This is a genomic window from Bacillus sp. PSXD-155 (assembly GCF_049310765.1).
Taxonomy (GTDB): Bacteria; Bacillota; Bacilli; order Bacillales; family Bacillaceae_G; genus Bacillus_A; species Bacillus_A cereus.
This window is the reverse complement of the sequence record NZ_JBMOWC010000006.1, coordinates 162,205-176,024: the sequence shown is the minus strand read 5'-3', so window position 1 is coordinate 176,024 and position 13,820 is coordinate 162,205. Positions and strand designations below refer to the sequence as shown.

The following is a 13,820-nucleotide window of genomic DNA, read 5'->3' as shown; positions in this document are numbered from 1 at the left end:
AATATACTCTATCTCTCATCTTACGGAATGTTATTTCAAATGGCAAATTGAATTTACATAACCAATCATCTAGACAACTATATAACACGAACATTATACTTAAAAAATTTAGCAATCGTTCGTGTTTTGTGTTAAAATGATTATACTACATTTTAAGGGAGCGTTTTATTATGAAAGAAGTATTTCGTTTACAAACTGATTTTTCATCTTCATTTGATCGCTGGGTAAGTTCTTTCGTGTCTGATCACCCAGCACAATTAGAATGGACAACTTTAAAGGAATTAATCCATGAATATACAACATCACATACAAATGATACGTTACCAGCATATATTTCTTCAGCTTTAACATATTACGCCCAACGCGTTTCAACTACAAACAGTTCAGAGATTGTTATTTTTGAAAACCCTACAATCTCGTAATCTATAATAAAAAAGCACTGGTTACAGTGCTTTTTTATTTATACTTATTTAGCAAATGATTATATTCCGTCCAAAAGTCTGTATACATACTTTGATCAAACTCATCTAAAATTATCTTTTCACTTGATTTATTGAATAATTCTTTTGCTTGTAGCGCAAAAGAAACAATTTGTTTTCTATATTCATTTTCATTTACTTCTATATGAAGCCCTTCATAGTATATAGCCTTTTGATCAGTAGAAATAACTTTGACAAAATTCTTTAAAACCACATTTTCACCTATATGGTTTATAGTCCAATGAATTGAAATTGGGCATCCTAACATGAGCATAGTGCCACATCCGTGCAAAATAAGCCCCTCTTCATTTTCAATATCACAAATATATTCTTTATCTAAAGTTCGTAACAGAGCTAAAGCTGATTCACTTATTCCCCATTCCTCATCCATACCTGTTTGTGTAATAATCGTTCCATCCACATTTAAATAAATTTCCCCGTGAGAACATAAATCTTCCTGCTCATTAAACAACCACTTTTGATTCTCAATATTTATAATAAAATTTTGTGGTATCATTACAAATTCCCCTTTTATAAAAATATTTATTTTCCACATTATTTATAATTAATATCATGTATTTCATCCCATATATCTATTATAAATTCATTTAATATTTTAAAAACACAGATAAAAAAGATATTGACACTACGATTTTACAGTGCTAACATTCAACATGTAATTGAATATGGTCTCTGTTAGGTGAGGCTCCTGTATAGAGAAACGCTGCTGCCCAAAAATGTCGAGAGACGCCAATGGGTCAACAGGAAAGGTCGGAATGAAGGCCTTTTTTAACGTAGCTGGTTTCAGTACCTATGCTATACAGTGCTAAAACTCAACGAGGGAGAGGTGCATGTATTTTGTCATACACAAAAACTGTTTTTATTTATGTCTACTAGCAGTCTTTGTTGTGGACTCTTTTAACTGCGAATTCAGACCTTTACTCGTTTTGAGTAAAGGTCTTTTTACGTCTATATGCACCTTACTATGAAACAAACATAGCATATTCAGAAACTACTAAATTGTACGGAGGTGAGGAACAGTTGGCAATTGATGATTCGGCCCAGATACCCATACGTTTTACATTCATATTTCATCATGTAGGTAGGAAAGAAACTGTTCCTCACCATTTCAAATAGTTAGGTAACAGATTGTTTCCTCCTTCATGACAGAGGAGGAACTACCGATGTTTAATTTACAAAGACAAGAAACAAAGCATGCTTATGAGCAAGATAGCATGAAAACAAATAACGAATTATTAGTGGAGATTGCAACACAAGATGTACTCTCTGCGTTAAAACTTCTAGAAACAACACAAGATGGATTATCTAAACAAGAAGTGGCTCGTAGACTTTCTTTATACGGTCCGAACGAAATAGCTCATAATAAAATGGCGCCGTGGTACATTCAATTTCTGCTGGCATTTAAAAATCCATTTATTTTCGTTTTATTAGCTCTTGGAGCACTCTCCTTTTTCACAGATGACATACAAGGAACAATTGTCGTATCTGCAATGGTACTACTTAGTGCAACGATTCGGTTTTCCCAAGAATTTCGTTCTCAAAAAGCTGCCGATAAGTTAAAGGCTATGGTTCGAACAACTGCGAGCGTATTTAGAATAAATGGATTTGTACATGAAACAAAAAATGTAACGAATTTAAATCGAAATTACACAACAGAAATTCCAATTGAGGAACTTGTACCTGGCGATATTATTTCCCTTTCAGCTGGTGATATCGTTCCAGCTGATGTGCGTGTTGTATCCGCTAAAGATTTATTTGTTAATCAATCTTCTTTAACAGGGGAAGCACTTCCTGTAGAAAAATACGAACACTGCTACCATACAGAAAATAAGCATATCTTACCGAAAAACATGAAAAAAAATTACAATCCACTCGATATGGAAAACCTTTGCTTCATGGGAACAAATATTGTAAGTGGTAGCGCAAAAGCTGTTGTCATCTCAACAAGTACCGATACGTATTTCGGCTCTTTAGCAAATAAGGTAATCGGAAAGCGTGTAGAAACAAGCTTTGATAAAGGTGTAAACAAAGTAAGCTGGCTCTTAATTACATTCATGCTTATTATGGCGCCTATCGTCCTTCTCATTAACGGATTCACAAAGGGAGATTGGCAAGAAGCTTTCTTCTTCGCTATTGCCGTTGCTGTTGGCCTTACACCTGAAATGTTACCAATGATTGTAACTGCTAATTTAGCTAAAGGTGCCGTTAACATGTCTAAACAAAAAGTAATTGTAAAACAGCTAAATTCTATTCAAAACTTAGGTGCTATGAACATTCTTTGTACAGATAAAACCGGAACTTTAACAGAAGATAAAGTTGTCCTTGTTCGTCACTTAGATTCTAATGGAAATAAATGCAATCGTGTCTTGCAATTTGCCTATTTAAATAGTTTCTATCAAACTGGATTGAAAAACTTAATAGATAAAGCTGTTATTAAGCATACAGAGGAAAACAATACATTTGACCCATCAGCTTTTCAAAAGCTAGATGAAATTCCATTCGATTTCGCCCGCCGGCGTATGTCAGTCATCGTAAAAGATATTTCAGGTGAACATACAATGGTTTGTAAAGGTGCCGTAGAAGAAATTTTATCAATTTGCAACTACACTGAAGTGGATAAAAAAATCGTTACACTCACTGAGGAAATACGCTCAAATGTCAAAAAACTAAGCGAGACATTGAATAGTGAAGGTATGCGGGTTATTGCTGTGGCTTATAAAAAAGATAGAAACATAAATGATAAAGAGTACGCAGTAAAAGACGAAACTGATATGATTCTCGCTGGATATATCGGCTTTTTAGATCCCCCGAAACCATCTGCAGCAGCTGCAATTCAAGCATTACAAAAGCATGGTGTACAAGTGAAAATTTTAACTGGCGATAACGAAATTGTTACACGAAAAGTTTGTAAAGAAGTTGGATTAGATATCGGCGAACCAATCCTCGGTTACGAGATTGATTCTTTACCAGATAAAGCATTAGCAAAACTTGCTGAAGAAACGACTGTATTTGCGAAGCTTAATCCAATGCAAAAATCTCGCATTATACACGCATTACAAGGAAACGGACACACTGTAGGTTACATGGGAGACGGCATTAACGATGCTGTAGCATTACGTGAAGCTGATGTCGGAATATCTGTTGATACTGCTACTGATATTGCGAAAGAAGCTTCTGATATTATTCTACTCGAAAAAAGTTTAACTATATTAGAAGCCGGGATTGTAGAAGGACGTACTACATTCGGAAATATTTTAAAATATATTAAGATGACAGCTAGCTCTAACTTCGGTAATGTGTTTAGCGTGTTAGTAGCAAGTGCTTTCATTCCTTTTTTACCGATGCTTGCCATTCATCTTTTAATTCAAAACTTACTTTATGATATTTCACAACTTTCTATTCCATGGGACAAAATGGATAAAGAGTTTCTAGAAAAACCCCGAAAATGGGATACTGCAAACTTACGAAACTTCATTATTTGTATCGGCCCAATTAGTTCCATATTTGATATTATCACATACGTAGTCATGTGGAATGTATTTGGCGCAAATACACCGAGCGAGCAATCATTATTCCAGTCCGGTTGGTTTGTGGTTGGATTGTTAACACAAACTTTAATTGTTCACATGATACGAACACAGAAGATTCCATTTATTCAAAGCGTTGCATCAACACCCGTCGTTTTATTAACCGCTCTTATTATGGCAATCGGGATTTATATTCCATTCTCACCACTTGGTGCAGCCGTTGGTTTACAAGCATTGCCACTTAGCTACTTCCCTTGGTTAGTAGGAATACTATTAGGCTACGCTTTTTTAACACAATTCCTGAAAAAGCTTTATATTAAAAAGTTTCATAGCTGGTTGTAAAAATAAGAATGAGTGGGTATTCCCCGCTCATTCTAAAAGACATAACACATATTTATATATGGAGGTGACCATGATGGTATGGTACGACATTATATTCAGATTAGTTATAGCAATTATTGTAGGAGCTTGCATTGGAATGGAAAGACAATGGAGACATCGAATGGCTGGGTTACGAACAAATGCTCTCGTATCACTTGGTGCCTGTATATTTGTTTTATTATCCGTCATGCTTGATCATGATGCTAGCCCCTCCCGCATTGCTGCTCAAGTCGTTAGTGGCATTGGCTTTTTAGGGGGTGGCGTTATTATCCGCGATGGTTTTAGTATTAGAGGGCTAAATACGGCAGCTACTTTATGGTGTGCAGCTGCTGTCGGTACTCTTACAGGCGCCGGTTTCCTCGTTGCAGCTATATTAGGTGCAGCCGGCGTGTTACTAGCAAATATACTTCTTCGCCCAATTGCTCTTTTTATGAATAAAAAATCAAAAGAAGAATCACCTGAACAAACGAACTACTTACTTTCCCTTACTTGTTCAGAGGAAAATGAAGCACATATTCGTTTTTTACTTATGCATATGGTAAGTACAGAAGGGCTCGGTTTAAAAGAGTTGTATAGTGAAGATGTAGATTCTAATCAAAAAGTTTGTATACAGGCTACATTACATTGCAAGACAAATGCAGCTATCTTAATTGAAAAAATAGTAAGTAGAATGCTATTAGAATCTGGCGTTACTGGAGCTGGATGGAAGACTTCTTTAGATTTAGAAGCGAGTTAAATAGGAAAGGTGTCATGATTTTTACTCCTTCATGACACCTTCTACATAAATTTATTTTCTAACTTTTGTTGAAACGACTTCTCTTGCTTACGTAGTAGTTGACTACCTCGTTGTAAAAGCGGTGTTCCATACTTATCATTAATTTGATCAATGACAGCAAGTAGCGGTTCTTTTTTTGCATCCTCTTCAAATGAAAACAAATCTAATTGTTTCACCGATTCTGTCTTCCACTCTATTTCAGTAGCTGTAACACCTAGTAAACGAACGGAATCACCATCCCAATGTTGCTTCCATAAACGGGATGCTGCTTGAAAAATATCGCGTTCTTCCCAAATCGCATTTTTCAATTGCTTACTCCGTGTTACTGTTCGCCTATCATGGTATTTAATCATAATTTGAATATTATAGCTGACAAGGGTTCGCTTTTGTAACCTTTTACTCACTGACTTTGATAAACGTTCTAACATATCAAGTAATTCTTTCTCTTCATCCATATCCTTTGAAAAAGTCATCGAGTTACCGACACTTTTATGCTGTCCCATTTGACTCGGATCCACTTCCCTATCATCCATACCTTTTGCACGCCTTTGCAAATCAACACCGTGCTTGCCAATTTTAGCGCGAATGATATGCTCGTCTCCCTTTGCCAACTGTTCAATTGTCTGTATATGAATATCATTTAATTTTTCAGCTGTTTTCTCACCAATTCCATGCATTGCTCCAACTGGACGTGGCCAAATCAGTTCTGGAATATCGCGTTTTCGAAGCACGGTAATACCAAGTGGTTTTTTCATATCTGAAGCGGTCTTTGCTAGGAAAAGATTTGGAGCGATTCCAATACTACACGGAAGCTGCAACTCTGTTAATAGTGCTTGTTGAATCATCTTTGCTATTTCAAGAGGAGAACCAAGTGCGTAGCAATCTGTAATATCTAAATATCCTTCATCTATTGAGACTGGTTGTATCTTTTCTGTAAAACGGGAAAGGACTTGAAACATTTGAAATGAAGCTTCGCGATATAATGTGAAATTAGGACGCCTTACAACTAATTGCGGGCATAACCTTTTCGCTTCCCAAAGGGGCATCGTCGTACGTATTCCGTATTCTCTCGCCTCATAACTACATGTTATAATAATTCCTTTTCTCTCTTTTTCATTTCCAGCAACCGCTAATGGCTTTCCTTGTAATGATGGATCATGAGCAATTTCAACAGATGCGAAAAAGCAATTCATATCTACATGTAAAATTACACGACCATTTTTCGGATACATTTCTCGCATAGTACTCACTCCCTAATCAGAACGTTCGTTCTTTTATTATATCAAATTTTGCACAATAGTTATAATAATTACTTGTTCTTTTTTATAATCCATATAAAGGGGATACACATGTGAAAGAGGCTGATTATGGTGAAATTAACTATATGTTCCTTGTAGTTATATTAATCATCATAATTATTTACTCCTTCCAATTTTCAACATGAATACGTTTGGATTTTTCTCTCGTCTAATATTATATACTGCTATGATTTTTCTTGTATTGGCTTATACGCCTTGTAAAAACAATCGAATCAAAATAAAAAGCGTGTAAATCACAATTGATTTACACGCTTTTTCTATTCTATTACTTCGCTACTTCTTCAATAATTGCAACAACTAATTCTGCTGTTTTTGCTAACTCTTCAACAGGAATCTTCTCGTTTGTTGTATGAATTTCTTCATAACCAACTGCCAAGTTAACTGTTGGGATACCGTGTCCTGCAATTACGTTTGCATCACTTCCGCCACCACTTTGGTGAAGAGAAGGTGTACGACCAATTTTTTCAGCTGCACGTTTTGCAACTTCTACAACGTGATCGCCATCAGCAAATTTAAATCCTGGGTACATAACGTTTACTTCAACGTCTGCATGACCACCCATTTCTTTTGCAGTTGTTTCAAATGCTTCTTTCATTTTCGCAACTTGTGCTTCCATTTTCTCATTGATTAAAGAACGAGCTTCTGCAAAGATTTGTACATGATCGCAAACGATATTCGTTTGTGTACCACCTTCAAAACGTCCAATGTTTGCAGTCGTTTCAGAGTCAATGCGACCAAGTGGCATCTTCGCAATTGCTTTCGCTGCGATAGTAATTGCAGATACACCTTTCTCCGGTGCTACACCAGCGTGAGCTGTTTTCCCGCGAATAATTGCGTTCACTTTCGCTTGTGTTGGAGCTGCAACAACGATTTCACCAACTTTTCCATCACTATCTAATGCGTAGCCATACTTCGCTGTAATACGCTCACGATCTAAAGCTTTTGCACCAACAAGACCTGATTCTTCTCCGACTGTAATAATAAATTCAATTTTACCGTGAGGGATATTTTTCTCTTTTAAAACACGGATAGCTTCGAACATTGATGCTAATCCAGCTTTATCATCCGCACCTAAAATTGTTGTACCATCTGATACGATATATCCATCTTTAATAGAAGGCTTAATTCCATTACCAGGAACTACTGTATCCATATGAGAAGTAAAGTAAATTGTATCAACACCATCTTTTGTTGCTGGTAAAGTACAAATTAAGTTACCTGCACCATGACCCGTTACAGCCATTGTGTCATCTTCAAATACTTCTACACCTAAATCTGTAAATTTCTTCGTTAATACTTTGCAGATTTCTGCTTCAAATTTCGTTTCAGAATCTACTTGTACTAATTCCATAAATTCATTTACTAAACGTTCTTGATTAATCATAAGACTGCGCCTCCTGCACTACCATTATGTATGTAACACTATTAATTATAACAGAATTTCGCAAAAGTTTCGAAATACAAGACAAAAAACAGATGGTTTACATGTCTAGATAACCATCTGCTTTCTATTACTCATTTAACAATACCCAGCGCATATGATCCTCCCACACGCCATTTACCATTAACATCTTCCTAGACACGCCTTCATATTGAAAACCTATCTTCGTCACTACTTGTATAGATGCTAAATTACGAGGCATAATCGGAGCTTCTATACGATGTAACTGAAATTCCCCAAAAGCAACTTGAATTGCTTTTCTAAGCGCTTCTGTCGTATACCCTTTGTTTAACTCTGCTTTATCTAATTTATAACTGAGTACACAAGATTGATAAATGCCACGAACGATTAAATTAAATGAAATACACCCAATTATTTTCGTATCATCACCCTTTTTAAAAATCCATAGTCTGATGATTTTCCCTTCTTCGAACTCTTTTCTATCCTTTTGCAACTTTTTCTTTTGATAATCTAGCGTAAAAAAATCATCCGGTCTATACTCTTCCCAAGCTTTTAAAAATTCACGATTTCTGTCGTAATATTGAAGAACTGTTTCAGCATACGACTCATCAATTTCCCTTAAGTATAAACGATCTGTTTCGTATATTTTCATCATCGTATCTCCATTCTTCAGCTTGCCCAACTAAAAATTAACAATATACCCTTTTACTATATTCTCTACACACACTCAAATTTCCTGTTATATTTTGCAACCCTTTCCCGAATTTTGTCCTTACTCTCCCCTTGTCCATAATTTCATTTCTCGTTACAATGAAATTGTACTGATTTGCAAGGAGGTATAACGATGCATAAAAAAGCTCAAAAAATTATGGTTTATGTGATGCTAATTTCTATGCTTGTAACAACATTACTTGCTGGCGCGAGTATGTTTTGGTAAAAAGGGCGATGTGTTCGTCCTTTTTTTACTTTTTACACATGACAAAATAAACCATCTCGACATCGAGATGGTTTATTTTATATAAAACACAATCGCTACAATACTAAAGGAAAATGACATTACAAGTGCTATTACAAAACTTGTATATTGTTTCTGCTGAAATGCCCCAATAACAAAAGTGAGATTAAGTAATGCCATACATACAATCGCTACAAGATAAGAACATATATTAAAAGTTGCCAATATGAATGTAATAACAAATAGAAATCCCATAAAAAACTGCATATACGAAAGTTTTGGATTCAAGTACATATGAGCAACCCCTTTATCTAATTTTATCTTTCTATACTTTCATTAACGCATGGTTATGTACACATGTCAAGACAACTTATTACAATAGAAAAAGCCAACCTTTTCGTTGGCTTCTTCATATGCAACGGCTCCTTTTTCTTTTGCCAATTGCTGAAATGATTTTTTCGATTTCACAATCCATACTTTCGTTCCAATTGGAATACGATCAAACAAATATTCCACATCATTTTTCTTCATTCTTATACATCCTTGTGAAATATACTTTCCAATTGAACTCGGTTGGTTTGTTCCATGTATTCCATATTTACTTCCATCAGTTCCCCTTGCATTAAATCCAATCCACCTTGATCCAAGTGGATTTTTTGGCGATCCACCTGGAATATCCTTCGCAATGTAATACGGATCCTTCGCTTTCATTACAACATCAAAAGTTCCTTCTGGAGTTAATTCATTCGTTTTCCCTGTCGCTACTGGAAAAACCTTTTGAATCTTTCCATCGTCAATGTAAGCTAATTTATTCGTTGCTTTATTTACAATAATAAAAGGATCTCCGGCACGTGGATTATCCCCAAGAGGCCAAATCGGTGATAAAGAAAGACATAATATGATAGAGAGAAGATACGGCATAGATAATTCCTACCTTCTATATAAGTTCTTTTATATTATCCTTTCCCTTAAAGCGACTTTTAATGAGTAAATATTGTTCCATTTCATACACAAGTTGAACAAGTTTCGCACGTATCTCAAATTCTTCGCGTGTAGCTGGCAATGGCATGTCTCTAAATAATTCCCTCATTTCTTGAAGCTGCCTTAAGGAAATAACGCCTGTACTCTCAGGGCTAATAGCATTACCAATGTTTTCAACAACATCTGCAATCATGTCAGCTTGTTCATACGTCCACGATAAAGAAGCTGCTAATGGTATCATTCGCTCTAAAATTTCGAATTGTTGCATACGCATATTAAAATAACGATAGTAATAATCATCTTCTCGCATAAATGCATTCTCAAGTTTTTTAAACGATAAATCTCTTGCTTCATTTAACATATTCTCGGTTTCAATGAGTTCTGCTCCACTCCAACTACTTTCCCGATTTCGTAAATACACAACCATTTCAAACAAAATCGTTTTAAAATTACTCTCTATTTTATCCTGATACTCTTTTAGCTTATTTTCACTACTCGGCATATACATATTTACTAATAACGCCACGCTAATTCCTATTGTTAATATAGCAATTTCATTTCCAACTATAAGCCATGTAATTTGCTTCAATGAATATAGATGCATAACAATAACTGAACTCGTGACAATACCTTCTTGAATTTTAAGCATTACTGCAGTCGGAATAAATGTAAGTAACAATATGCTAATTGCAAGTGGTGTATAGCCGATCGTTTCAAAAATACAAAACGCGAATACCATTGATAATACACACGCTAGAAAACGATGTAACGACACTTGAAGCGATTTGCGCTTCGTATTTTGTACACATAAAATAACTAAAATACCTGCTGAACTATAAAATTCTAATCCTAATAACTGAGCAATAAAAACTGCCGCGCCTGTCCCTATTGCTGTTTTTACTGTACGGTATCCAATTTTGAACATATCATTGCTCCTATATGTATAAACGTATTTACAGCTAGTATAAAAAAAGGATGACACAATGTCATCCTTTTCTACTTATTATTCACATAACCTTTTCATATTACAATATTTTTTGTAAAAATTGTTGCGCACGTTCACTTTTCGGCGCTGCAAAAAATTCTTCTGGCGCACTATCTTCTACAAGCTTTCCTCCGTCCAAGAAAAGAACACGATCTGCCACTTCTTTTGCAAAGCCCATTTCATGTGTAACGATAGCCATCGTCATTCCTGTCGTAACTAACGATTTCATAACTTCTAACACTTCTTTCACCATCTCTGGATCTAGCGCCGATGTCGGTTCATCAAATAACATAACTTCCGGTTCCATCGCTAACGCTCTTGCAATTGCTACACGTTGCTTTTGTCCTCCCGACAAACGATTCGGATACGTATTTTTTTTATCTACTAATCCAACCTTTTCTAAAAGTTTCTCAGCTTTCTTTTCAGCTTCTTGCTTCGTTACCCCTTTTACATTGATAGGAGCATACGTAATATTTTCTAATACAGTCATATGAGGAAATAAGTGAAAATGCTGAAATACCATACCGACATTTTCACGAACATGCATAACATTCGTTTTCGGATTCGTTACTTCTTCCGTTCCAATCCAAATGTGACCATCCGTTGGTGCTTCTAACATATTCATACAACGTAAAAATGTTGATTTTCCTGATCCAGAAGGTCCTATAATTGCAACTACTTCCCCTTTTTCAATCGTTGTTGTAATTCCTTTTAATACTTCGTTTTTACCAAATGATTTATGAAGGTTTTCAATTTTAATCACTTTTCTTCATTCTCCCTTCAATTGCCTTCCCGACTAATGTAAGAATAATGACTAACATATAATAAATCAGTCCAACAAAAAGTAATGGTTCAAGATATTTAAATGTCTCACCGCCTACGATGTAAGCACGACGCATTAAATCAGTCGCGCCTATTACTGTTACTACAGCTGATTCTTTCGTAAGTGTCGCAAATTCGTTCACAAGCGCTGGTAATATATTTTTTAATGCTTGAGGGAAAATAATATTTCTCATCATTTTTCCGTATGGTATCCCTAAAGCCATTGCTGCTTCTGTTTGTCCTTTATCAACTGCTTGAATACCAGCACGAATTACTTCTGACATGTATGCACCTGAATTCAAGCTAAATGCAAGTACAGCTGCTAAGAATGCTGGTATTTCATAACCAATTATTTGCGGGACACCGAAATAAATAATCATTAATTGCAATACAAGTGGTGTACCACGAAAAATTGATGTATAAAAATCTGCTGCTATATTTAATGCTCGTATTCTAGCAATTTTACAAAGTGCTAATAACGTTCCTAAAATAAATCCTGCTAAAGCTGATACCGCTACAATTTTCAAAGTAACTTCTAAACCTTTTAGTATATATGGTATCGAAGGCGTAATCGCCGAAAAATCTAAGTTCATTCTTTTCATTCCCCTCACAGAAAAGTGAAAGGCAGCTTATTTTCCGCTGCCAAACCATTTCTTCACTAATTTATCCATTTCTCCATTTTCTTGCATTTTTTTAATTACTTTATTAAATTCAGCTGTTTTATCACTGTTTTTCGGAAGGGCAATTGCTGCTCCAACTTCTTCTGGCGCTTCTTTAATTTCAATTCCTTGTAAATCTTTCATTTTCTCTAAATAATTTTTAGCAACTGTGTCTTCTATAATTGCAGCGTCAAAACGACCAGCTTTAATTTCTTGTACGATTTCTGGTATACGGTCACGTCCCTCAACTTGGAAATCTACTTGTTTTTTAAATTCTGCCGCTTTCTCTTCTTGAATAGATCCTGTTTGTACCCCTACTTTTTTCCCTTTTAAATCCTCTACAGATTTAATGTTAGAATCCTTTTTAGAAACAACCATATTTTTCGCAACAAAATAAATATCTGTAAAATCAACATTATTTTTACGCTCTGCAGTTGGCGTCATGCCTGCCATTACGAAATCAACTTTTCCTGAACTAAGAGATGCTAATAAACCACCAAAATCCATATCTTTCACTTTCACTTCATACCCAAGTTCTTTTCCGATATATTTAGCAACATCAACATCAAAACCAATAATTTCATCACTTTTTGAAGCTTCCACGTATTCATATGGTTTATAATCTGCTGAAGTCCCCATTACGAGTACTTTCTTATTTCCTTTTGTTTCTTTCGATTCCCCATTACTACAAGCGCTGAATATACTTACAATTAAAATAAGTGCAAACGATATTGATACTAACTTCTTCATCTTTCTTCCCCCTAATGATGTATATTTAAAAGTTTAATAGAATATTTATTCGATGTTTGTATTGTATCAGCACTTTTATTTTTATGCAATATATAAAATAAAAATAAATAATAAAACAATATAAACGCTATTTGTTATGTATAAAATGATGCATAAAACAACATAACTATGCATATCTCTGAAATTTTAATAATAAATAAAAAAGGCGGCACATCCACTTGATTGTGGATGTGCCGCCTTTTCTCTTATTTTTTATAGTTCTTCACAATTCTCTTCAAAATATGATTGTAGTTTCGCAATAACTTGCATCGGTTCATGACCTTCAATTTCATGACGCTCTACCATCGTTACAATTTTTCCATCTTTTAATAAAGCAAATGATGGAGAAGAAGGTGGGTACCCTTCGAAATATTCACGCGCTCTTGCTGTCGCTTCTTTATCTTGACCTGCAAACACCGTTACAAGGTGGTTAGGACGTTTATCATAATGTACGGAATGCGCAGCAGCAGGACGAGCAATACCACCTGCACAACCACATACAGAGTTTACCATTACAAGTGTTGTTCCATTTCTTTTAAACGCTTCTTCTACCGCTTCTGGCGTCGTCAATTCTGTATATCCAGCAGAGACAATCTCTTCACGCGCTTGGCGGACAACATCATTCATAAAAAAGTTAAAATTAATCACTCTTTTCCCTCCTCTAAAACTACCTATTTGTATCTTACCAGTTAATGTTTATGAAATACAAGTAAGTTTACTTGTAT

Annotated in this window: 15 protein-coding genes and 1 riboswitch; of the genes, 4 read left to right on the top strand and 11 right to left on the bottom strand. The window is 35.2% G+C overall.

Going from position 1 to position 13,820, the window contains the following annotated elements:
* Positions 1-170: 170 nt before the first annotated feature.
* Positions 171-422 (top strand): DUF3932 family protein, encoded by a 252-nt coding sequence (locus tag ACO6VI_RS09110; RefSeq protein ID WP_000665709.1) that lies wholly within the window; start codon positions 171-173, stop codon positions 420-422.
* Between the two features lie 34 nt (positions 423-456).
* Here the strand turns inward: ACO6VI_RS09110 and ACO6VI_RS09105 are convergent, their stop codons facing one another.
* On the bottom strand, positions 457-996 hold the full coding sequence (locus tag ACO6VI_RS09105) for a hypothetical protein (protein WP_000613045.1): 540 nt from the start codon (positions 994-996) through the stop codon (positions 457-459).
* Positions 997-1,164: 168 nt separating this feature from the next.
* A riboswitch (M-box (ykoK) riboswitch) is annotated at positions 1,165-1,332 on the top strand.
* A 331-nt stretch (positions 1,333-1,663) separates the two neighbouring features.
* Between ACO6VI_RS09105 and mgtA the strand changes: the two genes are divergently transcribed.
* Together mgtA and ACO6VI_RS09095 are read left to right on the top strand one after the other, a co-directional pair.
* Entirely contained in the window at positions 1,664-4,369 is a 2,706-nt protein-coding gene (mgtA, locus tag ACO6VI_RS09100; RefSeq protein ID WP_063548614.1) for a magnesium-translocating P-type ATPase, read from the top strand.
* Between the two features lie 73 nt (positions 4,370-4,442).
* Positions 4,443-5,144: an MgtC/SapB family protein gene (locus tag ACO6VI_RS09095; protein WP_000262338.1), complete on the top strand. Its 702-nt coding sequence runs from the start codon at positions 4,443-4,445 to the stop codon at positions 5,142-5,144.
* A gap of 41 nt (positions 5,145-5,185) precedes the next feature.
* Here ACO6VI_RS09095 and ACO6VI_RS09090 read toward each other — a convergent pair whose 3' ends face one another.
* From ACO6VI_RS09090 to ACO6VI_RS09080, 3 genes are all read right to left on the bottom strand, one after another.
* Positions 5,186-6,424, bottom strand: coding sequence for a DNA polymerase IV (locus tag ACO6VI_RS09090; protein ID WP_001208854.1), 1,239 nt, complete (start codon positions 6,422-6,424; stop codon positions 5,186-5,188).
* Positions 6,425-6,767: 343 nt separating this feature from the next.
* A complete protein-coding gene (locus ACO6VI_RS09085) occupies positions 6,768-7,886 on the bottom strand; it encodes a tripeptidase T (RefSeq protein WP_000609803.1) in 1,119 nt (372 codons plus the stop codon).
* Between the two features lie 127 nt (positions 7,887-8,013).
* Positions 8,014-8,559, bottom strand: coding sequence for a GNAT family N-acetyltransferase (locus ACO6VI_RS09080; RefSeq protein WP_001987197.1), 546 nt, complete (start codon positions 8,557-8,559; stop codon positions 8,014-8,016).
* Between the two features lie 189 nt (positions 8,560-8,748).
* On the opposite strand from ACO6VI_RS09080, the gene prli42 reads away from it, so the two are divergent.
* Positions 8,749-8,841: a stressosome-associated protein Prli42 gene (prli42, locus tag ACO6VI_RS09075; RefSeq protein WP_000549037.1), complete on the top strand. Its 93-nt coding sequence runs from the start codon at positions 8,749-8,751 to the stop codon at positions 8,839-8,841.
* Between the two features lie 72 nt (positions 8,842-8,913).
* Here prli42 and ACO6VI_RS09070 read toward each other — a convergent pair whose 3' ends face one another.
* The 7 genes from ACO6VI_RS09070 to ACO6VI_RS09040 form a co-directional block, all read right to left on the bottom strand.
* Entirely contained in the window at positions 8,914-9,153 is a 240-nt protein-coding gene (locus tag ACO6VI_RS09070) for a DUF3894 domain-containing protein (protein ID WP_000281167.1), read from the bottom strand.
* A gap of 66 nt (positions 9,154-9,219) precedes the next feature.
* Positions 9,220-9,780, bottom strand: coding sequence for a L,D-transpeptidase (locus tag ACO6VI_RS09065; RefSeq protein WP_001146564.1), 561 nt, complete (start codon positions 9,778-9,780; stop codon positions 9,220-9,222).
* Between the two features lie 16 nt (positions 9,781-9,796).
* Complete coding sequence (locus tag ACO6VI_RS09060; protein ID WP_000472671.1) at positions 9,797-10,765, bottom strand: aromatic acid exporter family protein; 969 nt, start codon at positions 10,763-10,765, stop codon at positions 9,797-9,799.
* Between the two features lie 100 nt (positions 10,766-10,865).
* The gene (locus ACO6VI_RS09055) at positions 10,866-11,588 is read right to left on the bottom strand and encodes an amino acid ABC transporter ATP-binding protein (RefSeq protein WP_000590203.1); all 723 of its coding nucleotides are present in this window, start codon (positions 11,586-11,588) and stop codon (positions 10,866-10,868) included.
* Positions 11,581-12,240, bottom strand: coding sequence for an amino acid ABC transporter permease (locus ACO6VI_RS09050; RefSeq protein WP_001046915.1), 660 nt, complete (start codon positions 12,238-12,240; stop codon positions 11,581-11,583). The genes ACO6VI_RS09055 and ACO6VI_RS09050 overlap by 8 nt, the downstream gene beginning before the upstream one ends.
* Before the next feature lie 36 nt (positions 12,241-12,276).
* A complete protein-coding gene (locus ACO6VI_RS09045) occupies positions 12,277-13,056 on the bottom strand; it encodes a transporter substrate-binding domain-containing protein (RefSeq protein WP_000737678.1) in 780 nt (259 codons plus the stop codon).
* Between the two features lie 252 nt (positions 13,057-13,308).
* Positions 13,309-13,722 carry a BrxA/BrxB family bacilliredoxin gene (locus ACO6VI_RS09040; protein WP_001979317.1) on the bottom strand — a complete coding sequence of 138 codons (414 nt, stop codon included), beginning with the start codon at positions 13,720-13,722 and terminating at the stop codon, positions 13,309-13,311.
* Between the last annotated feature and the right edge of the window lie 98 nt (positions 13,723-13,820).

Excerpts from the sequence above, each read along its gene's own strand:
- ACO6VI_RS09105 (WP_000613045.1), bottom strand. The coding sequence starts at position 996 with ATGATACCACAAAATTTTATTATAAATATTGAGAATCAAAAGTGGTTG.
- ACO6VI_RS09070 (WP_000281167.1), bottom strand. The coding sequence starts at position 9,153 with ATGTACTTGAATCCAAAACTTTCGTATATGCAGTTTTTTATGGGATTT.
- ACO6VI_RS09090 (WP_001208854.1), bottom strand. The coding sequence starts at position 6,424 with ATGCGAGAAATGTATCCGAAAAATGGTCGTGTAATTTTACATGTAGAT.
- mgtA (WP_063548614.1), top strand. The coding sequence starts at position 1,664 with ATGTTTAATTTACAAAGACAAGAAACAAAGCATGCTTATGAGCAAGAT.
- prli42 (WP_000549037.1), top strand. The coding sequence starts at position 8,749 with ATGCATAAAAAAGCTCAAAAAATTATGGTTTATGTGATGCTAATTTCT.
- ACO6VI_RS09040 (WP_001979317.1), bottom strand. The coding sequence starts at position 13,722 with ATGAATGATGTTGTCCGCCAAGCGCGTGAAGAGATTGTCTCTGCTGGA.
- ACO6VI_RS09080 (WP_001987197.1), bottom strand. The coding sequence starts at position 8,559 with ATGATGAAAATATACGAAACAGATCGTTTATACTTAAGGGAAATTGAT.
- ACO6VI_RS09050 (WP_001046915.1), bottom strand. The coding sequence starts at position 12,240 with ATGAACTTAGATTTTTCGGCGATTACGCCTTCGATACCATATATACTA.
- ACO6VI_RS09095 (WP_000262338.1), top strand. The coding sequence starts at position 4,443 with ATGGTATGGTACGACATTATATTCAGATTAGTTATAGCAATTATTGTA.
- ACO6VI_RS09085 (WP_000609803.1), bottom strand. The coding sequence starts at position 7,886 with ATGATTAATCAAGAACGTTTAGTAAATGAATTTATGGAATTAGTACAA.
- ACO6VI_RS09110 (WP_000665709.1), top strand. The coding sequence starts at position 171 with ATGAAAGAAGTATTTCGTTTACAAACTGATTTTTCATCTTCATTTGAT.
- ACO6VI_RS09045 (WP_000737678.1), bottom strand. The coding sequence starts at position 13,056 with ATGAAGAAGTTAGTATCAATATCGTTTGCACTTATTTTAATTGTAAGT.
- ACO6VI_RS09065 (WP_001146564.1), bottom strand. The coding sequence starts at position 9,780 with ATGCCGTATCTTCTCTCTATCATATTATGTCTTTCTTTATCACCGATT.
- ACO6VI_RS09060 (WP_000472671.1), bottom strand. The coding sequence starts at position 10,765 with ATGTTCAAAATTGGATACCGTACAGTAAAAACAGCAATAGGGACAGGC.